The organism is Amycolatopsis sp. NPDC039088 (assembly GCF_055598845.1).
This window is the reverse complement of record NZ_JBVKAE010000020.1, coordinates 91,896-116,438: the sequence shown is the minus strand read 5'-3', so window position 1 is coordinate 116,438 and position 24,543 is coordinate 91,896. Positions and strand designations below refer to the sequence as shown.

Annotated in this window: 24 protein-coding genes; 13 read left to right on the top strand and 11 right to left on the bottom strand. The window is 68.0% G+C overall.

The window, feature by feature from the left end; all coding sequences use genetic code 11:
• Positions 1–30: 30 nt before the first annotated feature.
• The 7 genes from pheT to infC all read right to left on the bottom strand — a co-directional run bounded on the left by pheT (position 31) and on the right by infC (position 6,924).
• Complete coding sequence (gene pheT, locus ACZ7KI_RS25080) at positions 31–2,601, bottom strand: phenylalanine--tRNA ligase subunit beta (protein ID WP_470275521.1); 2,571 nt, start codon at positions 2,599–2,601, stop codon at positions 31–33.
• The gene (pheS, locus tag ACZ7KI_RS25075; RefSeq protein ID WP_470275520.1) at positions 2,602–3,666 is read right to left on the bottom strand and encodes a phenylalanine--tRNA ligase subunit alpha; all 1,065 of its coding nucleotides are present in this window, start codon (positions 3,664–3,666) and stop codon (positions 2,602–2,604) included.
• 274 nt (positions 3,667–3,940) lie between these two features.
• Positions 3,941–4,771, bottom strand: a complete 831-nt coding sequence (locus tag ACZ7KI_RS25070) for a DUF6159 family protein (protein WP_470275519.1) — start codon at positions 4,769–4,771, stop codon at positions 3,941–3,943.
• Between the two features lie 33 nt (positions 4,772–4,804).
• On the bottom strand, positions 4,805–5,647 hold the full coding sequence (locus ACZ7KI_RS25065) for a TrmH family RNA methyltransferase (protein WP_470275560.1): 843 nt from the start codon (positions 5,645–5,647) through the stop codon (positions 4,805–4,807).
• Positions 5,644–6,021 carry a 50S ribosomal protein L20 gene (gene rplT / locus ACZ7KI_RS25060; RefSeq protein WP_037313135.1) on the bottom strand — a complete coding sequence of 126 codons (378 nt, stop codon included), beginning with the start codon at positions 6,019–6,021 and terminating at the stop codon, positions 5,644–5,646. The genes ACZ7KI_RS25065 and rplT overlap by 4 nt, the downstream gene beginning before the upstream one ends.
• 63 nt (positions 6,022–6,084) lie before the next feature.
• Entirely contained in the window at positions 6,085–6,279 is a 195-nt protein-coding gene (gene rpmI, locus ACZ7KI_RS25055) for a 50S ribosomal protein L35 (protein ID WP_007028043.1), read from the bottom strand.
• 69 nt (positions 6,280–6,348) lie between these two features.
• Complete coding sequence (gene infC / locus ACZ7KI_RS25050; RefSeq protein WP_061987075.1) at positions 6,349–6,924, bottom strand: translation initiation factor IF-3; 576 nt, start codon at positions 6,922–6,924, stop codon at positions 6,349–6,351.
• Positions 6,925–7,192: 268 nt separating this feature from the next.
• On the opposite strand from infC, the gene ACZ7KI_RS25045 reads away from it, so the two are divergent.
• The 3 genes from ACZ7KI_RS25045 to ACZ7KI_RS25035 all read left to right on the top strand — a co-directional run bounded on the left by ACZ7KI_RS25045 (position 7,193) and on the right by ACZ7KI_RS25035 (position 9,313).
• A complete protein-coding gene (locus tag ACZ7KI_RS25045; protein ID WP_470275518.1) occupies positions 7,193–7,552 on the top strand; it encodes a DUF1844 domain-containing protein in 360 nt (119 codons plus the stop codon).
• 121 nt (positions 7,553–7,673) lie between these two features.
• On the top strand, positions 7,674–8,321 hold the full coding sequence (locus ACZ7KI_RS25040) for a GntR family transcriptional regulator (protein WP_470275517.1): 648 nt from the start codon (positions 7,674–7,676) through the stop codon (positions 8,319–8,321).
• Complete coding sequence (locus tag ACZ7KI_RS25035; protein ID WP_470275516.1) at positions 8,318–9,313, top strand: 1-aminocyclopropane-1-carboxylate deaminase; 996 nt, start codon at positions 8,318–8,320, stop codon at positions 9,311–9,313. The genes ACZ7KI_RS25040 and ACZ7KI_RS25035 overlap by 4 nt, the downstream gene beginning before the upstream one ends.
• Positions 9,314–9,381: 68 nt before the next feature.
• Here the strand turns inward: ACZ7KI_RS25035 and ACZ7KI_RS25030 are convergent, their stop codons facing one another.
• The 3 genes from ACZ7KI_RS25030 to ACZ7KI_RS25020 are packed head-to-tail and all read right to left on the bottom strand — an operon-like array spanning position 9,382 to position 11,464.
• Positions 9,382–9,765, bottom strand: coding sequence for a RidA family protein (locus ACZ7KI_RS25030; protein ID WP_061987068.1), 384 nt, complete (start codon positions 9,763–9,765; stop codon positions 9,382–9,384).
• On the bottom strand, positions 9,762–10,526 hold the full coding sequence (locus ACZ7KI_RS25025) for an IclR family transcriptional regulator (RefSeq protein ID WP_470275515.1): 765 nt from the start codon (positions 10,524–10,526) through the stop codon (positions 9,762–9,764). Before ACZ7KI_RS25025 ends, ACZ7KI_RS25030 begins: the two co-directional genes overlap by 4 nt.
• Positions 10,523–11,464, bottom strand: coding sequence for a sugar kinase (locus ACZ7KI_RS25020; RefSeq protein WP_470275514.1), 942 nt, complete (start codon positions 11,462–11,464; stop codon positions 10,523–10,525). The genes ACZ7KI_RS25025 and ACZ7KI_RS25020 overlap by 4 nt, the downstream gene beginning before the upstream one ends.
• A gap of 150 nt (positions 11,465–11,614) precedes the next feature.
• Here ACZ7KI_RS25020 and ACZ7KI_RS25015 point away from each other — a divergent pair, with 150 nt between their 5' ends.
• The 10 genes from ACZ7KI_RS25015 to ACZ7KI_RS24970 all read left to right on the top strand — a co-directional run bounded on the left by ACZ7KI_RS25015 (position 11,615) and on the right by ACZ7KI_RS24970 (position 23,482).
• On the top strand, positions 11,615–12,919 hold the full coding sequence (locus ACZ7KI_RS25015; RefSeq protein ID WP_470275513.1) for an amino acid deaminase: 1,305 nt from the start codon (positions 11,615–11,617) through the stop codon (positions 12,917–12,919).
• A 33-nt stretch (positions 12,920–12,952) separates the two neighbouring features.
• Positions 12,953–14,548 carry an N-acyl-D-amino-acid deacylase family protein gene (locus tag ACZ7KI_RS25010; RefSeq protein ID WP_470275512.1) on the top strand — a complete coding sequence of 532 codons (1,596 nt, stop codon included), beginning with the start codon at positions 12,953–12,955 and terminating at the stop codon, positions 14,546–14,548.
• Positions 14,545–15,933 (top strand): GntP family permease, encoded by a 1,389-nt coding sequence (locus tag ACZ7KI_RS25005; protein ID WP_470275511.1) that lies wholly within the window; start codon positions 14,545–14,547, stop codon positions 15,931–15,933. Before ACZ7KI_RS25010 ends, ACZ7KI_RS25005 begins: the two co-directional genes overlap by 4 nt.
• 27 nt (positions 15,934–15,960) lie before the next feature.
• Complete coding sequence (locus ACZ7KI_RS25000) at positions 15,961–17,091, top strand: lactonase family protein (RefSeq protein ID WP_470275510.1); 1,131 nt, start codon at positions 15,961–15,963, stop codon at positions 17,089–17,091.
• Between the two features lie 12 nt (positions 17,092–17,103).
• On the top strand, positions 17,104–18,387 hold the full coding sequence (locus ACZ7KI_RS24995; protein ID WP_470275509.1) for an extracellular solute-binding protein: 1,284 nt from the start codon (positions 17,104–17,106) through the stop codon (positions 18,385–18,387).
• A complete protein-coding gene (locus ACZ7KI_RS24990; protein WP_470275508.1) occupies positions 18,388–19,347 on the top strand; it encodes a carbohydrate ABC transporter permease in 960 nt (319 codons plus the stop codon). It abuts the gene before it with no gap.
• Entirely contained in the window at positions 19,338–20,213 is an 876-nt protein-coding gene (locus ACZ7KI_RS24985; RefSeq protein ID WP_470275507.1) for a carbohydrate ABC transporter permease, read from the top strand. Before ACZ7KI_RS24990 ends, ACZ7KI_RS24985 begins: the two co-directional genes overlap by 10 nt.
• Before the next feature lies 1 nt (position 20,214).
• Positions 20,215–21,621 carry a beta-N-acetylhexosaminidase gene (locus ACZ7KI_RS24980; RefSeq protein WP_470275506.1) on the top strand — a complete coding sequence of 469 codons (1,407 nt, stop codon included), beginning with the start codon at positions 20,215–20,217 and terminating at the stop codon, positions 21,619–21,621.
• Positions 21,622–21,733: 112 nt separating this feature from the next.
• On the top strand, positions 21,734–22,318 hold the full coding sequence (locus ACZ7KI_RS24975; protein ID WP_470275505.1) for a hypothetical protein: 585 nt from the start codon (positions 21,734–21,736) through the stop codon (positions 22,316–22,318).
• A gap of 375 nt (positions 22,319–22,693) precedes the next feature.
• Positions 22,694–23,482: a hypothetical protein gene (locus ACZ7KI_RS24970; RefSeq protein WP_470275504.1), complete on the top strand. Its 789-nt coding sequence runs from the start codon at positions 22,694–22,696 to the stop codon at positions 23,480–23,482.
• On the opposite strand, the gene ACZ7KI_RS24965 is transcribed toward ACZ7KI_RS24970, so the two are convergent.
• Complete coding sequence (locus ACZ7KI_RS24965; RefSeq protein WP_470275503.1) at positions 23,420–24,538, bottom strand: DUF5005 domain-containing protein; 1,119 nt, start codon at positions 24,536–24,538, stop codon at positions 23,420–23,422. The genes ACZ7KI_RS24970 and ACZ7KI_RS24965 overlap by 63 nt on opposite strands.
• Positions 24,539–24,543 lie beyond the last annotated feature (5 nt).

Here is a 24,543-nt window from a genome sequence, read left to right as displayed (position 1 = left end):
GAGAAGGGGCCTTCACGCGCTAAGAACGGGTCAGGCTCGCAGGCTCGCGCCGAAGCGCTCACTGGCGACCGCGACCGCGGCGTCGCGAGCCTTCGTGGCCTCGTCGACGGTCAGCGTGCGGTCCGCGGCGCGGAACCGCAGCTTGTACGCCACCGAACGCTTGCCCTCGCCCACCTGCTCACCCTGGTAGGAGTCGAACAGCATGATGTCCTCGAGCAGCTCGCCCGCGCCTTCGCGCAGCGCCTCGGCCAGGTCGGCCGACGGCACGTCCGACGCGGCGACGAGGGCGACGTCGAGCAGCACCGGCGGGTAGGCCGAGATCCTCGGCGCCGGACGGCCGTCCGGGATCGGGATCGCGTCCAGGTCGAGTTCCATCGCGACGGTGCGCGGCGGCAGCCCGAGTGCCTCGACGACCTTCGGGTGCAGCTCACCGGCGTAGCCGACGGGCCACTGCCCCACCCGCAGCTGCGCGCAGCGGCCGGGGTGCCACGGCAGGTGATCCGCCGCGGTCGTGGTCAGCTCGACACCGGCGGCCTGCGCCACCAGCCGGGCGGCCTGCACCGCGTCGGCCCAGTTCGCCTGCTCGCCCGCGCCCCACCAGCCGGCGCGGGCACGCTGGCCCGCGAGGACGACGGCGACGTGCACCGGCTGCGGTGGGACGGCCGCCTCCAGTACCGCGAGTTCCTCGTCGCTCGGCCGCCGGTCCACTCCGAGGGAAGGCATCGGGACCGGGTTCGCCCCGGGCAGCACGACCTGTCCGATGTGGAACAGCGAAACATCCTTGAAGCCACGGGAGATGTTGCGCTGCAAGGTTTCCAGCAGCCCCGGAAGCAGCGTGCTCGCCATCCGGTCCTTGTCCGCCTCCAGCGGGTTGCGGACCTGGACGGTACGACGGCGGACGTCGTCTTCGGGCAGCCCGAACGCATCCCAGACCGAATCCGAGATGAACGGGAAGGGCAGCACCTCGACGTAGCCCGCCTCGGCCAGCGCGCGCGCGACCGAACGGCGACGGAGCTGGGTGTCGGTGAGGCCACGGCCCGCCGGGGCGTCGGGCAGCACCGACGGGATGCTGTCGTAACCCTCCAGCCGGAGCACCTCCTCGACCAGATCGGCGGGCTGCACCAGGTCACCACGCCAGCTCGGCGGGATCGCGGTCACCAGCGCGGTGCCGTCCCCGGCCGTGCCCACGTTGACCTTGCAGCCGATCTGCGAGAGCCGCCGGACCGTGACACCGCGCTCGTAGCGCACCCCGGCCACCTGGTCGGGCAGGCTGATCGGCATGGTCACCGGCGGGTTCGGCTCGACGCCGCCCTCGTCGGTGCGGCCGGGCAGGATCGAGCCGTCGCCGTACTGGCGCAGCAGACGGGCGGCGAACTCGACGGCCACCGCGCACAGCTGCGGGTCGGTGTAGCGCTCGAACCGCTTGGCCGCCTCGGAGAACAGCTTGTGACGGCGGGCCGTCCGGCTGATCGACGACGGATCCCAGTGCGCGGCCTCGAGCAGCACATCGGTGCTCTCGGGGGTGATCTCGGTGGACGCTCCGCCCATCGTGCCCGCCAGCGAGATGACCCCGCTGTCGTCGGCGATGATCACGTCGTCCGCGTCGAGGGTGCGCTCGACATCGTCCAAAGTGGTCAGTTTCTCGCCCGGCTTCGCCTTGCGCACCACGAGATCGCCCTTGACCGAGCTGGTCGCGAAAGCGTGCAGCGGATGGCCGAGTTCGATCATCACGTAGTTGGTCACGTCGACCGCGAGCGAGATCGAACGGATCCCCGCCAGCATCAGGCGGCGGCGCATCCACCACGGCGTCGGCGCGGTCGCGTCGAGATCCTTGATCCGGCGCAGCACGAACCGCTTGCACCCCTCGGTGTCTTCGAGGTGCACCGGCCACGCGTCGGTCTCGGCCTCCGGGACCTCGATGGACGCCGGGTCGCCGAACGGGACGTCGAGCGCGTTCGACAGCTCGCGGGCCAGGCCGCGGACCGACAGCGTGTACCCGCGGTCCGGGGTCGGCGTCACCTCGAGGACGGTGTCGTCGAGGCCGAGCAGCTTGTTCGCGTCCTCACCCGGGCTGGCGGTACTCGGCGGCAGCACGAGGATGCCGGAGTGGTCGTCTCCGATGCCGAGTTCGCTCGCGGAGCAGATCATGCCATCGCTGAGGCGGCCGTAGGTCTTGCGCGAGCCGATCTCGAAACCGCCGGGCAGCACCGTGCCGGGCAGCGCGACGATGACCAGGTCACCCTCGGCGAAGTTCGTGGCACCGCAGATGATCCCGCGGGTCTTGATCCCCGTCGGGCCGTCGTCTTCGAAGGGGCCTTCGTCATCGTCGTCGTCATCCGCGTCGACGGACTCGTCCGGCTTGTCACTGTCATCGTCGGACTCGCCGACGTCGACCCGGCAGAAACGGACCGGCTTCTTGAACTCGGTCAGCTCCTCGATCTCGGCCACGCGGCCCACCACGAGCGGGCCGGTGACCGGTTCGAGCGGGCGGACGTCGTCGACCTCGATGCCGATGCGCACGAAGGCGTCGGCCAGATCCTGGGCCGTGACCTCCTCGTCGACGTCGAGATGTTCGGTCAGCCAGCTGGCTGGGACCTTCACTCAGGCCTCCGTTCCGAAGGGCAGGGTGAACCTGATGTCGCCCTCCACCATGTCGCGCATGTCCGGAATTCCGTTGCGGAACTGCAGGGTGCGCTCGATACCCATGCCGAAGGCGAAGCCCGAGTAGACCTCGGGATCGACGCCGCAGGCACGCAGGACGTTGGGGTTGACCATGCCGCAGCCGCCCCATTCGACCCAGCCGGCGCCGCCCTTCTTCTCCTCGAACCAGACGTCGACCTCGGCCGACGGCTCGGTGAACGGGAAGAAGTGCGGGCGAAGACGGGTCTTCGAGCTTTCGCCGAACATCGCGCGGGCGAAGGCGTCGAGGGTGCCTTTGAGATGCCCCATCGTCAGGCCCTTGTCCACCGCGAGCCCTTCGACCTGCGAGAACACCGGGGTGTGCGTGGCGTCGAGCTCGTCGGTCCGGTAGGTGCGGCCGGGGCAGACGACGTACACGGGCAGGTCGCGGTGCAGCAGCGTGCGGGCCTGTACCGGCGAGGTGTGCGTCCGCAGCACCAGCCCGGAGTCCTCCTCACCGAGGTAGAACGTGTCCTGCAGCTGGCGCGCGGGGTGGTCTTTGCCGAAGTTCAGCGCGTCGAAGTTGAACCACTCGGCCTCGAGTTCCGGACCGTCGGCGACCTCGTAGCCCATCGCGACGAACGCGTCGGCGATCCGCTCCGACAGGGTCGAGATCGGGTGCCGGGCGCCGCGGGGCACGCGGTCCCACGGCAGCGTGACGTCGACGGTCTCCTCGCGGAGCACCTTTTCGTCACGTTCGGCCTGGAGTACGACGCGGCGCGCGTCGAAAGCGGCCTGGATGGCTTGGCGCGCTTCGTTGACCCGCTTCCCCGCCTCGGCCTTCTCCTGCTTCGGCAGGGCACCGATCTCGCGGCGAGCGAGCAGCAGCGGAGACTGGTCCCCGAGGTGGGCGGGTTTGACCGCGGCCAGCGCGTCGAGATCCGCCGCGGCCGCGAAATCGGTCTCGGCCTGCTTGACGGCGGCCGTCAACGTTTCCGGCGCGAGCGTTCCCGCCTGGGGGCCCTGCTTGTCGTTGGCTTCGGACATAACTCCTCGGCGTCCGCTGGGACTGGTCCGGTGCACGCGAGCGCACGCATGGGTTTAGCAGCAGCTGAATTCTATGGGACAGCGAACGGCGGCCCCCGATCACCCTAGGGCTGGGCACACCGTCACTCGGGAGTGCGAAAGACGCGCTCTACGCCGTAAACAAGGTGCTGGAACGAACATCGCGTTCCATGAGAGCTCCCCTGTGTCGTGATGCGGACGGCGTGCTACCCGCGACTCTAGGTGGTCACGTCCGGGGAAGCCATCGAATTCCGGCTCAGCGCCCGGCGAACGCGCCTTCGAAGTCCACCTTGCCGAACGCTTCCGGGACGATGCCGTCGGCGGCGTAGCGGTACAAGGCCGTCTGGTAGATCCCGGCCAGCGTCGTGCAGACGATGGAGACCAAGAACGCCCACACGAGTGACAACCCGATGGTGACGAAGATCGTGATGGTGCCGCCGAGCAGGAATCCGGCGCCCATGAAGACCGCGAACCCGGCCAGCGTCGCGAGGACACCGACCACTCCGATGCCGAACCTTCCGGCCGCCTGCTCCCCCCAGGTCCGCTTGAGCAGCTCCGCCGAACGCTTGGCGCCGTGCCGGACACCGGCGTCCTCGATCATCATCACGGGCAGCACCAGATAGGTGATGAGGTTCCAGGCGGCCCCGACCAACCGGCTGACAAAGTAGCCGACGAACGCGAAGCGCTGCTCGATCTCCCGGAGGATCAGGGAAACCGTCGCCGTCACCGCGGCCCAACCCAGCAAGGGCAGCCATCGGCTTCCGGCCTCGGCCAGCCCGGCGGCCACTCGGGGATCGTCACCGCGCAGTGCGACGTCGGCCTGGGAGATGAGCGCGGCGTTGAAGAACACCGTGACGAACGCGGCCGTCAGGTAGAACAGCCCGATCATCACGTACGAGCCCGGGGTCAGCTTCGAGTGCTCGGCGATCTCGGTGTGGGAGATCCAGTAACCCGAGCCGAGGAACACCGCGGCCACCACCAGCCCGGCGATCGCGGCGAGGACCGGGAAGACCGCGAGTTCCTTGCGGGATCGCAGAACACGCCAGGAAGCACCGAACAAAGCGAAAGAACGGGCGATACGCCCCATGATTCCTCCCCAGAACCCAACGGAATCCGGAGTTTAGCGAGCCTGCCGCGGCGCCATCGCGGTGGTGTACACGCAGATCGCGGCGGCCGTCGCGAGGTTCAGGCTTTCGGCCCGGCCGTACATCGGGATCTTGACCGCGAGATCGACGGTGTCGAGTACACGCGCGGGCAGGCCGTGCGCCTCGTTGCCGAACACCCATGCGACGGGCTGGTCGAAGGTCACCTGATCGAGCTCGGTTTCGGCGTAGCCGTGTGCGCCGAAGGTGCGGAGACCCGCGGCGGAGCAGGCCTTCAAGGCCGCGTCGACGTCACGGATCCGCGTGATGGCTGGGTGGAACAGGCTGCCGGCGGCCGCACGGACGCATTTGCCGTTGTGCGGGTCGACACTGTCTCCCGCGAGGACGACCGCGTCGGCGCCGGCGGCGTCCGCGACCCGGATCACCGTGCCCGCGTTCCCGGGGTCCGCGACATCGACGAGGACGACGACGAGCTTCGCGCCCGGCTTCAGGACAGTCTCTTGTGGACGGTCGACGAGCGCGCACACCGCGACGATGCCTTGCGGCGTCACGGTCTCGGACAGCCCGTCGGCGGCGCGGTCGGAGATCGGCGAGACGGGGACGCCCGCCTCGCGCGCGGCGACGAGCAGACGCTCGTGCTGTCCGGCGGCGCGTTCGGTCACGAACAGCTCGTACACCTTGCCGCCGTCTTCGAGGGCGTGGGTGAGCGCGGCTTCGACCGCGTTCGCACCCTCGGCGAGGAACCGCCCGGCCTTCTCTCGCTCGGACCGGCGGGTCAGCTTGCGCGCAGCAACAACCCGGGGCGTCCGTTCGGTGAACGGAGCCGCCCCGGGTTGCGGAAGAGCGCTGTCGCCGGTCAGGCCGACTTCTTCTCTTCGGTGTTCACGTTGGCCTTGGCCAGCTCGGCCAGCGCGGCGAACGCGGCGGCGTCGTTGACCGCGAGGTCCGCGAGGATCTTGCGGTCGACCTCGACACCCGCGGTCTTGAGACCCTGGATGAAGCGGTTGTAGGTGACGCCGTTGGCGCGAGCGGCCGCGTTGATCCGGGTGATCCACAGCTGGCGGAAGTCACCCTTGCGGGCACGGCGGTCCCGGTAGGCGTAGTTCAGCGAGTGAAGCGTCTGCTCCTTCGCCTTGCGGTACAGCCGCGAACGCTGGCCGCGGTAGCCGCTGGCGAGCTCGAGAGTCGCGCGACGCTTCTTCTGGGCGTTGACAGCCCTCTTGACGCGTGCCACTGGGTCCATCCTGTCGATCTGGGGGCGCGCTGGCGCGCCCGGCGTTTACAAAGTGCGGGAGTGTCAGCGGCCGAGAAGGCGCTTGACGCGGCCGACGTCGTTCTTGGCGATCTCGGTCGTGCCCTCAAGGCGACGGGTGAGCCTGTTGGACTTCTTCTCCATCAGGTGGCGGCGGCCGGCCTTCTGGCGGCGCAGCTTGCCCGAACCCGTGACGCGAACTCGCTTCGACGTCCCGCTGTGCGTCTTCATCTTCGGCATTACGTTGTCCTCTTTCGTGCGGCGGCACACCGGTGTTCTCCGGTGTGCCGCTGACATGGCTGGTCGGCGCTAAGCGTCGGCGGGCGGCTCGGGCGACTCGTCCTTGGTGGCCTTCGTGGCCTTGGTCGGCTTCACGTTCTTGTGCGGAGCCAGCACCATGATCATGTTGCGACCGTCCTGCTTCGGCGACGACTCGACGAAACCGAGTTCCGTCACCTCGTCGGCGAGCTTCTGCAGCAGCCGGAAGCCGAGTTCCGGCCGGGACTGCTCGCGACCGCGGAACATGATCGTGACCTTGACCTTGTTGCCTGCCGCAAGGAAGCGCGACACGTGACCCTTTTTGGTCTCGTAGTCGTGCTGGTCGATCTTCGGCCGCAGCTTCTGCTCTTTGATGACGGTGAGCTGCTGGTTGCGGCGGGACTCGCGGGCCTTCTGCGCGCTCTCGTACTTGAACTTGCCGAAGTCCATGAGCTTGCATACGGGCGGGCGTGCCTGAGGGGCGACCTCGACGAGATCGAGATCGTTCTCCTGTGCCAGCCGCAGTGCATCTTCGATCCGGACGATGCCGACCTGTTCACCGGCGGGTCCGACGAGGCGGACTTCCGGTACCCGGATACGGTCGTTGATGCGTGTCTCGGAGCTGATGGGGCCTCCCTGGTTCGAGGTAAATTCTTCTACCGTTTCGACCTGGTGCCCACATACCGAAGGCCTCGGTACCGTGCGGTACGCGAGGCCCACTCTTTCCGATCGTGTTCGATCTCCAGAACCGAACACACCGCCTCGACGCCCGAAATCGTCTTGGCGAGACCGGACCCGGACACCTGATGTTGCGGCGGTGACACGGGTGGGAGCGGGGCTCCACTTGCCGCCCCCGATCACTCGGGGGCTGGTCGCTCGTGGAAGGGTACCAGACGTGTCAGAAGAACCGGTTCAGCAGCCCCCGTATTCCCCGGACATCCGCGACCTGGAGGACATCCCGAGCGTCGAGGTGATCAGCAGGGCGGCCGTCATGCTGCTCTCCGCGGGCGCCGAACGGCTCGGCCTCGCCGACGAGGACCCGGCCAGCTCACCGCACCGCGACCTCGACGAGGCCCGCCGCCTGATCACCGCCCTCGCCGGGCTGGTCACCGCGTCGGCAGAGTACCTCGGCCTGCACGCGGGCCCGTTACGCGACGGCCTGCAGTCGCTGCAGAAGGCGTTCCGCGAGGCCTCGGCCGTGCCGGACGCGCCTGGGCAGGGGCCGGGCGAGAAGTACACGGGCCCCGTCTACTAGGCCGCCTTTCCCCTCCAGCCAGTGCAATGAAGGGGCCTTTCATCGCAAAATTTGCAATGAAAGGCCCCTTCATTGCGCGTCCGACTACCCGGAGAGCTAGCTGACAGCTAACATTTCAGATGTGAGTGGGTTAGCCAAGGTGCCGCGGTCCCTCCTCCGGGACGAGGCCTACGAGAACATCCGCCGGGCGATCATCGACGGGACGCTGCCGCCGGGGACGAACCTGCGCGACGGCGATCTGGCCGATCAGCTGGGTCTTTCCAGGGCGCCGGTGCGCCAGGCGCTGCTGCGCCTCATCGAGGACGGCCTCGTCGAGTCGAAGCCCCAGAGCTACACGCGGGTGGCGGGGTTCGTCCCCGACGACGTCCGTGACGCTCTGCAGCTGGTCCGCACCCTGCACGAGCTCGCCGTCCGGGTGGGCGCGCCGCGGATGGGCGCGGCCGAGGTCGGAGCGATGCGCGCGGCCAACGTCCGGTTCGCCGAAGCGATCGCCGCCGGGGACATCGCGGCCGCGATCGCCGCCGACGACGAACTCCACGACATCCCGGTGGCCGCCGCGCGCAACCGGGCGATCGCCGCGACGCTGGACCGCTACACGCCGCTGCTCCGGCGTCTTGAATACGCCCGTTTCGGCTCCCTGCCCGCGCACCGGTCGGTCCAGCGCCACGCGGAACTGGCCGACGCCATCGAAGCGGGCGACGTCGACGCGGCCTGCTCGATCACCGCCACGATCTGGACCGAACTCGAAGCCCTCCTGGAGACGCCATGACCCTCGCCGACTTCCCGCGCTACCCGCTGCTGTTCGGCCCCTCCCCCGTGCACCCGCTCGACCGGCTCACCGCCCACCTCGGCGGCGCGAAGGTCTGGGCGAAACGCGAGGACGTCAACTCCGGTATCGCGTTCGGCGGCAACAAGACCAGGAAGCTCGAATACCTGGTCGCCGACGCGCTCGCCTCGGGAGCGGACACGCTGCTCTCGATCGGCGGCGTGCAGTCGAACCACACCCGCCAGGTCGCCGCGGCGGCCGCGCGGGCCGGGCTGAAGGCCGTGCTGGTGCAGGAGAGCTGGGTGGACTGGAACGACCCACTCTACGACAAGGTCGGCAACATCCAGCTCTCGCGCATCCTCGGCGCCGACATCCGGATGGTCGAGGCCGGCTTCGGCGTCGGCTTCAAGGAGAGCTGGGAGAACGCGGTCAAGGAGATCGAGGCCGACGGCGGCAAACCGTACGCGATCCCGGCCGGCGGATCGGACCATCGCCTCGGCGGACTCGGTTTCGCGAACTGGATCGTCGAACTCGAGGCACAGGAGGCCGAACTCGGCGTCTTCTTCGACACGGTGGTCGTCTGCTCGGTCACCGGCAGCACGCAGGCCGGGATGGTCGCCGGGGCCGCGCTTTCGGGGAAACCCAGGCGGATCCTCGGTATCGACGGCTCGGCGAAACCGGCCGAGACCCGCGACCAGATCACCCGCATCGCCCGCGCGACCGCGGAGCTGATCGGTGCGGGCGAGATCGACGAGGTCGAACTGGACGAGCGCTACCACGCCGGGATCTACGGCATCCCTGACGAGTCCACTTTGGACGCGATCAGGACGCTGGCGCGACTGGAAGGCGTGCTCACCGATCCGGTGTACGAGGGCAAGTCGATGGCCGGTCTGATCGACCTCGTCTCCCGTGGCGAAATCTCGCGGCACTCGAATGTGCTCTTCGCGCACCTGGGCGGGCAGCCCGCGCTTAACGGGTACACGAGCGTGCTCTGACGGCTGCCATGAAAGGTCCTTTCCTTGCGAAATTCGCAAGGAAAGGACCTTTCATGGCACGGGTGGAACTAGTCCGTCACGGCCAGGACGTCGATCTCCACCAGCAGGCCGGCGGGCAGGCCGACGTACACGGTGGTGCGGGCCGGGTGCGGCGCTTCGCCGATCAGCTTGTTGTAGACCTCGTTGAACGCGCCGAAGTGGTCGACGTCGGTCAGGTACACGCGCACCATCATCGCGTCACTCAGGCTCGAACCGGCGGCCTCGAGCACCGCTTCGATGTTCTTGAACGTCTGCTCCGTCTGCTCACCGACGGTCTCGCCGACGATGGCGCCGGTGGCCGGGTCGAAGGCGACCTGGCCGGCCACCTGCAGGATGTTGCCCTTGCGGACCGCCTGCGAGAACGCGGCCACCGGCTTCGGCGCGTTCTCCGTGCTGATCGCGGTCTTGCTCATTCCAACTTCCCCTTTCGGTTCCCCGTCCATCCACTGTGGACGGAAGCTTCTTCGGCGGCGGCGATCAGTTCCGGCACGAGCGCCATCAGGCCGTCGTAGTCGAGCAGCACCTTCGGCACCGACACCGACGCGGCGGCGAGTACCACGCCGCCCGGGCCGCGCACCGGCGCCGCGACGCAGTGGATGAAGTCCTCGTGTTCGGCGTTGTCCACCGCGTAGCCGCGGTCGGCGACGAGATCCAGTTCGGTCTCGTAGGCCGACGGCGTGGTGATCGTGTTCGGGGTGCGCACGAAGAAGTCGATCCGCGAAACGACGTCGGCCCGTTTCTCCGGCGGCATCGCCGCGACGAGCACCTTGCCGACGGCGGTGCAGTGCAACGGGGCGCGTTTGCCGATGCGCGAGTACATCCGCACCGAATGCCTGCCCTCGAACTTGTCGATGTAGACCACCTCGCCGTCCTCATAGGACGCGAGGTGCACGGTGTGCCCGGTCCGCGCGTTGAGCCCGGCGAGCGCGGATTGGGCGGTGCGGCGGACGTCGCGGTCTTCCAGCGCCTGCTGCGCGAGGTCGAACAGCGCGCTGCCGAGCCGGTAGTACCGCTGCCCTTCCCGGCGCACGAAGTGATGCGTCTCCAGGGTGCGCAGCAGCCGCAGCACGGTCGACTTGTGCACGCCGATCTCTTCGGCGAGCTGATCCAGCGTCTTCGGCTCGCGGGCGAGCCCGCTCAGCAACGTGAGCGCCCGGTCCAGGCTCTGGCTCATGCGCGCACCAATCCCTTGTCCGTCAGCTTCGCCGCCGCCCATGCTGCCTCATCCGCCCCGATGAGCGCTTCGACGACCGAACCGGGCAGCGGCGTGCCCACGTCGTCGTGGGTCAGCAGGGTGGCCGCGGCCTGCAGATGGCCGCGCCGCAACCGGGTCGCCGGGTCGTCGCCGCGCAGGGTGGCGGCGAGGAAACCGGCGGCGAACGCGTCACCGGCACCGACCGGCTCCACGACGTCGACCTGGAGCGCGGGCGAGAACAGCGGTGCCTCGTCACCGTCGACGAGCGTCACCCCGCGTGCGCCGTGCTTGACGACCAGCGTTTTCGGTCCCGGCACCGCCGAGCGCAGCCGCTCCGGGTCACCGGTCCCCCACACCCGCTCGGCCTCGTCCTCGCCCGCCAGCAGGATGTCGGCGCGAGCGGCGAGCCCGGCCAGCACCGACGGGTCGCGCCCGGTCCACAGCGCTGGCCTGTAGTTCACGTCGAACGACACCAGCGTTTCGCCACGTGGTCGTTCCATCAGGGCCCGCACCAGGTCGAGACAGCCGTCCGACAGCGCGGGCGTGATCCCGGACAGGTGGAGCACCCGCACCTGGTCGAGATCGAGTTTCCCCAGCAGGCCGGCGTCCATTCCGGACGCGGCCGAACCCTTGCGGTAGTAGCGCACGGGGCTGCCGTCCGCGCCGCTTTCCTTGATGTAGAGCCCGGTCGGCCGGGTCGGATCGACCACGACCCCGCTGACGTCCACCCCCGCTTCGCCGATCTCGCGTACCAGCGCCCGGCCGAACGGATCGTCACCGACGGCGCTCACCCACGCACTGGTGAAACCCAGCGCCGGGAGATGGCAGGCGACGTTCGATTCGGCTCCGCCGATGGTCCGCACCCACTTCCGTACCTGGTCGGGCGGCCCGGATTCGGCCGGTACGAACAAGGCCATCGACTCCCCGATGCAAATAACGTCGGGCGCGCTTGTCACTTCCGCGTCTCCTCATCGTCACGCCGTTGACCTCCAGCGGACCGGATGCTACACCTATCCCACGCAATATGCGCAACGTCCGTTGCAACATACGCAACCGAGGTGAACCTCATGTTCCAAGCCGGCACCATCGATTCCGCCGCGGTCGCGGCCATCCGGGAGGAGCGCGTCGACTGGCGCTTCCGCTCGGTGGCGCCCTCGCTGTCCGGACTCACGATCGGCGAAGCCGCCGCCCGCGGGGCCAAGCTGTTCGACGACGGCTTCCTCGGCCCCTTCGTGGTGCTCGACGAGGAAGCTCTCGAACACAACCTCCGCACGATGGCGGGCTGGTGCGCCGAACGCGGGGTCGCGCTGGCCCCGCATGGCAAGACGACGATGGCGCCACAGCTGTTCGAGCGGCAGCTGAAGCACGGCTCGTGGGGCATCACCTGCGCGAACGCCGGACACCTGCGGATCTATCGCGCGTTCGGCGTTTCCCGGATCCTGCTGGCGAACCAGCTGCTCGACCCGTCGGGCCTGAAGTGGCTCGCCGCGGAACTGGACGCCGACGACGACTTCGAGTTCGTCTGCTGGGTCGACTCGGTCCGCGGCGTCGAGCTGATGACCGTGGCTCTGCGCGGAGCTCGCCGCAAGGTGGACGTCCTGGTCGAACTCGGCGCGGAAGGCGGCCGCACCGGTGTCCGCGACACCGAGACAGCGCTCGCCGTCGCCGAAGCCGCGCACGCGAGCCCGGCACTGCGGTTGCGCGGTTCCGGCGGCTACGAAGGCGCGCTTTCCCACCACACCGACGAAAAGTCGCTCCAGCTGATCAGCTCCTATGTGGACGGTCTGCGCGAACTCGTCTTCGCCTTCGCCGCGAAGGGCCTGCTCGACGACGCGGGCCAGATCATCGTCACCGGCGGCGGCAGCGCGTATTTCGACCGCGTCGCCGACGAACTCACCAAGGACTGGGGCGATCTGGACGTCCTGCCGATCCTGCGCAGCGGCGCCTACGTGACCCACGACGACGGCTTCTACCGCGTGATCTCGCCGCTCGGCGAGCATCCGCGCATCGGCGGCGTCGCCTCGTTCCGTCCCGCGCTGCGCGCGTGGGCGCAGGTGACGTCGAAGCCGACGGACGAACTCGCACTGCTCACCATCGGCAAACGCGACGCGTCCTTCGACGAAGGCATGCCGGAGCCCCGCCTGATCCGCAAGGGCGACGGGCCGCCGTCCGCGCTCGAAGGTCACTCCATCCAGAAGATGAACGACCAGCACGCCTTCCTCACGTTGCCCGCGTCCTCACCGGTCGAGGTCGGCGACTGGATCGCACTCGGCCTGTCGCATCCGTGCACCGTTTTCGACAAGTGGCCCCTCATCCCGGTCGTCGGCCCCGACGGCGAGACCGTGCTCGATTTCGTCCGCACCCATTTCTGATCCGTCCTCCACCGCCGCAGAGGAAGAATCACCATGGACATCGTTGTCCGCTCCGCATTGGTCGCCGATGGCACCGGGGATCCGCTCACCAGGCACGACGTGGGCATCTCGGAAGGCCGGATCGCCAGTGTCGCCGAACCCGGCTCGCTCGCGGGCCGCCGCACCATCGACGCCGACGGACTCGTGCTCGCGCCCGGGTTCATCGACATGCATTCGCATTCCGATCTCCAGCTGCTCGCGAATCCGGACCACCTCGCGAAGCTTTCGCAGGGCGTCACCACCGAGGTACTCGGACAGGACGGGCTTTCGTACGCGCCCGTGAACGACGACGTCCTCGCGTCGCTGCGCCAGCAGCTCGCCGGGTGGAACGAGGATCCGGCCGGATTCGACTGGAACTGGCGCTCGGTCGGGGAATACCTCGACCGGCTCGACGCCGGGGTCGCGGTCAACGCCGCCTACCTGGTGCCGCAGGGCACCGTCCGGATGCTCACCGTCGGCTGGGAAGACCGGCCCGCGACCGAGGCCGAGATGAACGCGATGAAGGAACTCGTCGCGACCGGGCTGGCCGAGGGTGCCATGGGCATGTCGTCCGGGCTCACCTACACACCGGGCATGTACGCGACCACCGAGGAACTCGTCGAGCTGTGCCGGGTGGTCGGCGAGAACGGCGGGTTCTACAGCCCGCATCACCGCAGCTACGGCAAGGGCGCGCTCGAGGCGTTCGGCGAGATGGTCGACGTCTCCCGCCGGTCCGGCTGCCCGCTCCACCTCGCGCACGCCACGATGAACTTCTCGGTGAACAAGGGCAAGGCGCCCCAGCTGCTGGAGCTGCTCGACCAGGCGCTCGACGACGGCTGCGACATCTCGCTGGACACCTATCCCTACCTCCCCGGCGCCACCTACCTTTCCGCGCTGCTGCCGAGCTGGTCGACCGAGGGCGGGCTCGACGCCACCCTGGCACGTCTGTCCGATGTGGACACCCGCGAACGGATCCGCGCCGAGATCGAGGAGACCGGTTCCGACGGCGCTCACGGCGTACCGATCGACTGGGACGCCATCGAGATCAACGGCGTCCGGCGGGACGAGAACTCCCACCTCGTCGGGCACTCCGTCGCCGCTTCGGCTCAGCGGGCCGGGAAACCGGCCGCGGACCTGTACTTCGACGTCCTGCTCTCGGAAAAGCTCGGTACGTCCTGTCTGATGCACGTCGGGCACGAGGAGAACGTCCAGGCGATCATGCGCCACCGCACGCACACCGGTGGCAGCGACGGACTTCTCGTCGGGGCGCGACCGCATCCCCGTGCCTGGGGCACGTTCCCGCGTTACCTCGCGCGCTACGTCCGCGAACTCGGTGTCCTCGACCTCGCCGAATGCGTCGCCCATCTCACCGGCCGCGCCGCGAAACGCCTGCGGCTGACCGACCGCGGCCTCGTCCGCGCCGGATACGCGGCGGACCTCGTGCTGTTCGACCCGGAAACCGTCGCCGACACCGCCACGTTCGACCAGCCGCGGCAGCAGGCCGCCGGTATCCCCCATGTCTTCGTCAACGGTGTCGCCGCCATCGACGATGGTCAACCGACCGGCGCGCTCGCCGGCCATTCACTGCGCAACTCCAGGAGTGCTCGATGATCGACTGGCTCCAACATTCGACGGGTGGTCTCCTGACTCTCGCCGCCGTCTCGATCGCGGTCTTGCTGCTGCTCATCATCAAGGTCAAACTCGAGCCCTTCATCGCCCTGATCGTGGTCGGCCTGCTCACCGCGCTGGCCGCGGGCCTGCCGGTCGGCCAGATCGTCGGCTCCGCGCAGAAGGCGTCGGACTCCCTGCTGGAAAAGGGGTTCGGCGGGATCCTCGGGCATATCGCCGCGATCATCGGTCTCGGCACGATCCTCGGGTCCATTTTGGAGCGTTCCGGTGGAGCGAAGGTGCTCACCGGTGCGCTGCTCCGGGCCATCGGTGAGAAGCGGGCTCCGCTCGCGATGGGCCTCGCGGGGTTCGTCTTCGGTATCCCGGTCTTCTTCGACATCGGCATCTTCGTGCTGGCGCCGCTGGTCTACGTCGCCGCCAAACAGGGCGGTCGTTCACTGGTGCTGTACGCGTTGCCGCTGCTCGCCGGCCTTTCCATCACGCACGCGTTCCTTCCGCCGCACCCCGGTCCGGTGGCGGCGGCCGGCCTGCTGCACGTGGAACTCGGCTGGATCATCCTGATGGGGCTGGTCTGCGGTATCCCGGCGTTCCTCGTCGGCGGCGTGGCGTATTCGACCTGGATCGGAAAGCGCATCGACGTCGCGGTCCCCGCGGAATTCCTGGTGGCCGAGGACGAAGGCGAAAAGGAAGAGAACCCGCCGTCTCTCGTCCTCGTGTCGGCGATCATCGCGGTACCGCTGGTGCTGATCCTCGCCGGAACCTTCGGCAGCATCTGGCTTCCGAAGAATTCCGCGCCGGCCGGGGTGGCCGCGTTCATCGGTACCCCGGCGGTCGCGCTGACGATCTCGGTGCTGCTCGCTTCCTGGTTGCTGGGTCTTCGCCGTGGTTTGACGGGCAAGGACTTGAGCGAGCTTTCGGCGAAGTCGCTCCGGCCGGTCGCGATGATCCTGCTGGTGGTCGGCGCGGGCGCGTTCTTCGGTGCCGTGCTGGCCGCGACGGGGATCGGCAAAGCTGTCGCGGGATCGCTGGACAACGCCGGTCTCCCGGTCATCCTCGCGGCGTACGTGATCAGCTGTGGGATGCGGATCGCGCAGGGCTCGGCTACCGTCGCGATCGTGACCACGAGCGGCATCGTCGCGCCGACGGTGGCGACACTGGGCTACTCGCAGATCCAGCTCGCCCTGCTGGTCGTCGCGATCTCCGCCGGGTCGATCATCGCCTCGCACGTGAACGACGGCGGGTTCTGGATCATTTCGCGGTACTTCGACATGACCGTGCCGCAGACCCTGAAAACCTGGACCGTTCTGGAAACCGTCCTTTCCGTTTCCGGTTTCGGCGTGGCAGCATTGCTCATGGCAGTGGTTTAAACCACCCGACATCTGGGAGAAATCACGATGACCGGACTCGATCGACGCACCTTCCTCGGCGCCGTCGGAGCGGCTGGACTCACCACCGTTCTCGGTTCCCAGCTCGCGAACGCTTCCGAACAGACCTGCGGACCGAAGGGAACCGGGGCCATCTACGTCAGCAGCTACACCAGTTCCGGGCACGGGCTCGATGTCGCTCACCGGGACGCGGCGACCAACGCGCTGGTCGTCGACCGGACCATTCCGGGGATCAGCAACGCGTCCTGGTTCGACCTCAGCGCCGACCGCAAGACGCTGTATGTGACCAATGAGGACGAGAACGGCCAGATCTCCGCGTTGAACCTCGCCGATCCCGCGAAACCCAAGCTGCTCAACAAGAAGTCGGCCAAAGGTCAACACCCGACGCATCTGAGCGTCCACTCGAGCCAGAAGTACGTGCTGGCCGCGAACTACAGCAGCGGCAGCGTCGTCGTACTCCCGATCCTCGCGGGCGGGAAACTCGGCGACGTCGTCGATCTGGCGCAGCACAAGGGCGCCGAGCGTCAGGCGCACGCGCACCAGGTGGTCAACGATCCCACTGGCAAGTGGGTACTCGCGGTCGACCTCGGCGCGGATTCGGTGTACGTCTACAAACTCGATGTCGCGACCGGGAAGCTGAAGCTGAACCAGCAGCTCAAGCTCCCCTCGGGCGCCGGACCTCGGCACCTCGCGTTCCACCCGAACGGCAAGTACGCCTACATCCTCGGCGAGTTGCGTGCCGAGGTGACCGTCGCGGCCTGGAACCCGGCCACCGGGAAACTGACCGCCGGCCAGGTCGTTCCGGCTGTCCCGGCGGGCACACCCGGCGAGCAGTACCCGGGCGAGATCGCCACTTCCAAGGACGGCAGGTTCGTCTACGCGTCGGTGCGCGGCTCCGACACCATCGCGTCGTTCGGCGTCAGTGAGGACGGGAAGTCCTTGAAGCTGCTGAACAACTCACCCGTCGGTGGCGTGTACCCGCGTCACTTCACCCTCGATCCGACCGAGCGCTGGTTCTACGTCTCGAGCGACAAGTCCGGCACGCTCAGCTGGCTGCCGCGCGATCCCGACACCGGTCTTCCTGGTGCCGTCGCCGGGAAACTGGCACTCGCCCAGGTCAATTCCGTCTTTTTCACCTAAGGAGAAACTTCCATGAGAACTCGCGTGCTCATCGCGGGCCTCGCGGCGATCGGCCTCGTCTCAGGCTGTGCGCCGGCGCAGAACACCCCCGCCGCGAGCGGCGGTGACGAGAAGTCCGGCACGGTCCGGGTCTGGCTGTTCGACGAGGCCAACCGCGCACCCAAGGAGGCCGCGGTCAAGGAGGCGATCGCCGAGTTCAAGGCGGCGCACTCGGGCGTCGAGGTCGACGTCCAGTGGATCCCGGTGGAGGGTCGCGCGGACAAGTTCTCCGGCGCCTTCAACGATCCGGCCAGCGCGCCGGACGTCGCCGAGTTCGGCAACACCGACGTCTCCAGTTACGCCGCGACCGGCGCGCTGGCCGACCTGACCGGCGATCTCTCGTCGTGGAAGGAAGGCGCCGACATCCTGCCCGCGGTGCTGGAGACGGCTAAGTCCGGCGGCAAGACGTACGGGCTGCCCTGGTTCACCGGCATCCGCGCGTTGTACTACCGCACGGACCTGTTCGCCGAACTCGGCCTCAAGCCGCCCACGACGCTGGCGGAACTGACCGAGACCGCGAAGACGATCCGTGCCAGGAAGCCGGAGCTGTACGGCATCTCCGTCGGTGGCAAGTACACCTACGCGATGCTGCCGTTCGTCTGGGCGAACGGTGGCGAGATCGCGAAGCAGGACGGCGGCAAGTGGAAGTCCACTATGGACTCCGAGCAGGCGAAGGCCGGAGTGACGGCGTACGCGAACCTGCTGAAGGCGGACATCTGCCCGCCGGAGCAGTGCGCCAACCTCACCGGGACGCAGAGCATCCAGGCGTTCGCGGGCGGCAAGGCGGGGATGTCGATCGGTGGTGACTTCAACCGCAAGGCCGTCGAAGCCGGTCAGGTGAAGGGCAAGTACGCGATCATCCCGATCCCGGGTACCGAGGCGGGCAAGATCGCGCCGGCGTTCGCGGGCGGGAACCTGCTCGGCGTGTTCAACGCGACCAAGCGCAAGAGCCTCGCGGTCGAGTTCACCGAACTGCTCGGTGGCGCCAAGTACCAGGAGAAGATGTACGTCGCCATGGGCAACCTGCCGACGCTCGGCAGTGTCCAGCAGAAGGTCGCCGCGAGCGACCCGTCGGTCAAGCCGTTCGTCGACACGCTCACCGCGGGGACGAAGTTCGTCCCCGCCACCGCGGCGTGGTCGAAGATCGACGCGCAGAACGTGCTGCCGACCGCGATCCAGCAGATCGCGACCGGTGGCAAGGATCCGGCCGCCGCGCTGGCCACCGCGTCCGCCGAGATGAACAAGGCGTTCGGTTAAGTGGTCACGAAGGAAATCACTCGCACCGCGGCCTCGCCCGCCCCGGCACGGCGGTCACCCCGCAGTCGCCGGGACGGGCGGGCCGCCCTGCTCTACCTGGCTCCCGGCGGCGTCCTGCTGCTGGCCATGCTGGTCTACCCGATCTACCAGCTCGTCCTGATCTCGTTCTACGACTACGGCCAGCCGCAGGCCGTCGGCAACGCGCCACTGGTGTTCCTCGGCTTCGGCAATTACGTCGAACTGCTGGAGAACGTCCAGTTCTGGGAGGTGTTGGCCAAGACCCTCGGCTTCACCGCGGTCTGCGTCGTCGGCAGTCTGGCGCTCGGCACGGGGCTGGCCGTCCTGGCGACCCGGGTCCGCGCGTGGGCGCGAGTCCCGCTGTTCCTGGCGGCGCTGGCCGCCTGGGCGACACCGGCGATGGCGGGCTCGTACGTCTGGCTCTTCCTGTTCGACGCGGACTTCGGCCTGGTCAACGAGGTGCTGTCGGGCCTCGGGTTCACCGGGATGGCGAACCACTCCTGGACCTTCGACACCTACAGCACCTTCGGCCTGGTGGCCGCCGAGGTCATCTGGTGCTCGTTCCCGTTCGTCATGGTGACGATGTACGCCGGGCTCAAGGGCGTACCGGAGGAGGTCATCGAGGCCGCGTACCTCGACGGCGCGTCGACCTGGCGCACCACCTGGTCGATCACCCTGCCGATGGTGCGGCCGCTGCTGACCATCGCCACGATCCAGTCGATCATCTGGGACTTCAAGATCTTCACCCAGATCTACGTGATGACCAACGGCGGCGGCGTGGCCGGGCGCAACCTCGTGCTCAACGTGTTCGCCTACCAACAGGCCTTCGCCGGACAGGAATACGGTCTCGGCGCGGCGCTCGGAGTCGTGATGACCTTGCTGCTGCTGTCCATCACCGGGTTGTACGTCCGGTCGCAACGCCGGAGCGCGGGATGGGTGTGACGACAGCTTCGAAGACACGTCGGGTCAAAAGGCCTGGCAGGCTGATCGCCGAGATCATCTGCGTGGTGATCGCGGGGATGGTCGCGTTCCCGGTGTACTGGATGGTGCTTTCGGCGTTCAAGCCCACCGGGCAGATCCAGGCGGAGAACCCGCGCCCCTGGACGCTCACGCCGACACTGGAGCATTTTGAACGGGTGCTCAGCGGCGAGGGCTTCGCGATGTTCTTCCTGAACAGCGTGATCGTGGCCGTCGTGGTGGTGGCGTTGTCGCTGCTGCTTTCGTTCCTCTCGGCGGTCGCGCTGACCCGGTTCAACTTCAAGGGCAAGACCGTCCTGCTGGTGATGGTGCTGGTGGCGCAGATGGTGCCGGTGGAGGCGCTGACCATCCCGCTGTTCTTCCTGATGCGCTCGGTCGGCGACGTCGCTCCGGCGTTCGGCACCAACCACCTCGGCTCACTGATCCTGGTGCACCTGGCGTTCAGCCTGCCGTTCGCGATCTGGATGCTGCGCGGGTTCGTCGCCGCGGTGCCACAGGAACTGGAAGAGGCGTCGAAAATCGACGGCGCGAGCCGGATGCGGTTCACCTGGCAGATCCTCTTCCCGCTGGTGGCGCCTGGGCTGGTGGCGATCAGCGTGCTGGCGTTCATCCACGCCTGGAACGACTTCCTGTTCGCCAAGACGTTCATCATCTCCAACACCGAGAACCAGACGCTCCCGCTGGCGATTCTCGTGTTCTTCAAACCGGAGGACACCGACTGGGGCGCGGTGATGGCGGGATCGACCCTGATGACCATCCCCGTGCTGGTGTTCTTCATCCTTGTCCAACGACGACTCGTGTCCGTCATGGGCGGCGCGGTGAAGGGCTGACATGCCGGGATTCGAAACCCTGCTCCCCCGTCCCGTCTCGGTGGAACCCAGGCCGGGACAGTGTCCAGTACCGTCCGAAGTGGACGTGCGCACGGATTCGGGACTTCCCGCCGAGGGCTACCGGCTGGAGATCGACCCGTCCGGCGTGCGACTGCACGTGGCCGACGCGGCGGGCGAGTTCTACGGCCGCCAGACGCTCCGGCAGCTCATCGGCCCGGACGCCTTCCGGGCCGCGTCCATCCACAATGGACAGCAGACGATCCCGTGCGGAGTGGTGACCGACCACCCCAGGTTCGGCTGGCGTGGCTGTCTGCTGGATGTCGCGAGGCATTTCCGGACCAAGGCCGAGGTGCTGCGGTTCGTCGACCTGCTCGCCGCGCACAAGCTCAACGTGCTCAACCTGCATCTGACCGACGATCAGGGCTGGCGGATCGAGGTCCCCGAGTTCCCCAGGCTGACCGAGGTCGGCGGCTGGCGGAAGTCGTCCATGGTCGGACGGCACGACGGCCCGGAACGCGACGGGCGACCGCACGGCGGGTTCTACACGACCGACGATCTCCGCGAGATCGTCGCGTACGCCGCCGCGCGTTCGGTGACGGTGGTCCCGGAGGTCGACATCCCCGGCCACGCGCGGGCCGCGATCGCCGCGTACCCCGAACTCGGGCCGGAGACCGGCGAACCGTGGGAGGTCTGGACGAGCTGGGGCATCAGCACGTCACTGCTGAACACGGAGAAGTCCACTCATGCCTTCTTCAAGGGTGTCTTCGACCACGTGCTGGAGATCTTCCCCTCGGAGGTCATCGCGCTCGGCGGCGACGAGGTGCCCGGCGCGACCGAGGACCACGGCCGGTTCGTCCGCGAGATCGCGCGGCACCTGGTCGACCGAGGACGTCGTCCGCTGGGCTGGGACGAGGTGCTCGAAGCGGGAGACCTGCCGCCGATGGTCATCGGCTCGTGGCAGAGCGAGGCGGCCGGGGCGCGTGCGGCGGCCGCCGGGCACGACGTCGTCATGTGTCCCGAGGACCACGTGTATCTGGACCACAGGCAGTCCGACCACCCCGACGAGCCGATCCCTGTCGGCTACCTGAGGACGTTGGAGAGCTTCTACGGCTACGAGCCGGTGCCCGCTGATTTCCCCGCGGGCAAGACGATTCTGGGCACTCAGGCGCAGGTGTGGTCGGAGCACCTCGACACCGTGCGACGGGTGGACTACGCCGCCTTCCCGCGCCTGTGCGCTTTCGCCGAGGTGGCGTGGAGCGACCCGGAGGGGCGGGACTACGCGGAGTTCCTGCCGCGGCTGCGGGATCACCACCTGCCGCGGCTGAACGCGTTGGGCGTCGAGTACCGGCCGCTGGACGGGCCGCTTCCCTGGCAGACGCGGCCGGGCGTTCCGGGACGGCCTCGGTAGAAGTAAGGAAAGTCCGTGAAGGCCTCCTTCCCTACCCTCAAAGTAGGGAAGGAGGCCTTCACGGACACGCCGTCCTTGCACCTGGGTACCGAAAGGGGGCCATCATGGAGTGATGAGTGATCAGTCCGCACGGTGGGTCGACGCCACCCAGCTCCCTGAAGAACTCGTAGCGCTTATCGACGCTCTCCGCCCCGGCGAGGACGTGCTCATCACTCGCGACGGCGAGACGATCGCGACGATATCCGGCGCGTATCCCGAGGTCAGGGGGTTCGCGGCGCCCGCTTCCGAGGACATCACGGTCGTGGCCACCGCCATGAAGCTTTCGGCTTCGGCACGCGATTCGCTGTCCGAGCGGCTCGGCCCCGGCTACCTCGTGCTGGACCTGCACTCGGCTCCCCCGACCGTCGACGTCCTGCTGGTCCCGCCCGCCAGTCCGCAGTTGATCGGCCACTTCCGGGCGCTGTACCCGAAGGCCCGGATCGTGATCACGGAAATCGAGGACGCCGAACTCGGGGTCAAGTACGAAGGCCCGGTCCGCCGTCTCCTCGACGCCGGGGCCGAGGCCTATATCCCATCCAGCACGATCCCGCGGCTGGCGGAGCAGTTGGACCGGACCATGACTCAGCTGCGGCAGCTTACCGGCGACTCGTCAGCTCCCCTCACCATCGAATCGCCGCGAGACCGCGCCCTTGAATAGCAAGTCACCCGTCCGGGACCTTGTTGATCGAATTCGACCCGCGTTACCTTGAATGCACCGAATAAGATTTGCACTGTCGGTCGCCGTAGCCGCGATGACCTGCCAGAAGCACAATACTCGGCTCTATACGGCAAGGAACCGTCTTTTCGCAGGTTCGTTGGTATTTCACCGACCCTGAACGTCTCGTCGACCCACCTGGCACCGACAAGAAGGATCTGCTGATATACACGACTCGGCGAAGCCAGTTTCGGCTACCTTCCAGCATACGAAAAGAATCGCCCGAATTCGTCACCAACGGTCCACATATTCAACTAACCGTTCGGGCGATACAGGAACAGGCCAACATCACGGCGGACCGACGCTATCGTACTCCGGATGGAACACCGATCGGAACGATCACCGCATACTGCGAGCGCATGGACCGGTGCCCCGACTTCATCAACTGATGGACGCGACGGTGGGGCGGAAGGCGACTCGGCGCAAGCAGACTGGGCCTATCAGGCGATACTGCTACGGCTTCGGGAATTCACCACCACGCTGGGCGGGCCGGAGGCTCCCACCGTCTGCGCGGTGGTGCGCCGGTCCTCCAGGCGGTTCTTGACCGGCCTGATGTCGGACCAGGATCCACATCGTCGCTACGGGATCGAGCTACCGCTGTTCCTGACTGACGGCACCATCCTCGACTGGGGCCGGGCGCTCGACGCGATTCGTGTGGTTCACCTGAATCGTTCCGAGTACCTGGCCGACGAGCCGTCGGGCTACCGGTTCCACGACGCTCCCGTCGTCCATGGTGATCGTGCTGCCGAGTTCGGCGGAAGGGCCAAGCCGGTCGAGGACGCGCTCTACGCGAACCTGCGATCGGTCGGCTCCGGATCCCTCACGCTGGACGGGGAGGTGTTCGGTCTGGCCGGGTTCTCCCATCACCAGACCGGCACGCTCCGGCCCTACCTGCAGTATCACCGCGAAAACATCATCCTCGGGCTTGACTTGCCGCTTCCGGAAGCCGACGCGACCAACGGTCCTATCAACGGCGCTTACACGATGGTGGAGCTGTCAGCCCTCTTCCGGCAGGAAGTTCCTCCGCATCTCGTCGACCACGAGCTACCGGCCGACTCCTACTGCGAACGGGCCTACGATCTGCGCCCATGGTTCGGCCGGCGTTGACGGCGGCCAGCCGACCTCGACGAACCGCGGCCGGTAGATCCGCACGTCCTCGAAGTTGTCACCGTGGTCGAGGGAGTTCACGTTGTACGACACCACAAGCCTCCCCGGACGGCTCAGCTGCGGATGCGTCGTCGCGTCGTAGACGATGAGCCGGTCGCTCGCCTCGGGTGCCCGGTAGAGCACCCGAGGGTCCCGGAACGGTCCGGTCGGCGAACTCGCGGTGTAGGCGAGCATCACCGGGCTGAAGCCGGGACTGGTGTCCATGGTGATCAGCACGTACTCCCCACCGATCCGGGTCACGGAGAACGCCGTCCCGATCCCGGACAACATCCGGGCGGAATCCTCTTCGTGCGACGACCAGCCCGAGCCGGTCCAGAACCGCCACGGCCCGCGAAGGCCACCGGCGGGCACCCTGGCGAGCCGGAGCCGGCCCTGTTCGGCGCCGTAGATATAGGTGTACCCACTGTCTTCGAGCAGTTCCGAACCCCAGGCGACGTGCTCGCTGACCGGGATGACCTGCAGCTCGGACGGCGTCAACGCGGGCAACCGGAAGGTGGCCAGCGACGTCCCGGCGCTCTTGAAGTCGAGGCCGCCGGATCCGGTCGTCCGGTACCGGTTGTAGAGCACTCGCAGGACGTCGCCTTCGACCACGCCGTCGCCGACCCAGTAATGCTCGGGCGAGCCCACGGGCCCGATCAGTGCCTTCGGCTCCTCGGCGGTGCCGCCGTGCAGTGTCTCCCCGAGGGTGCCGTCGCGTTCCTGGACGACCAGGGTGTTGCGGGCGATCGGGCTGTCCGGCGGGCGGCTGTGGTCCGGGTTCACCTGGCCCAGGAAAGTGTCCGAGAAGAGCCACGCGGTGCGTCCGTCCGGCAGCGGGACCGACACGGTGCGATCGCCGCCGGTCCAGTGGCCGCTCTGATCGCCGTAAGTGTTCCAAAGCTCGTTCAGCCCGGTCTCGGGAATCACCGGCCGCGGCACGGGCGCGACCCCGCTGCTCGCCATCAGCGCACTGAGCAGCAACGCGACCGGCACAAGGATCCTCGACGCCCGGCGCATCGGAT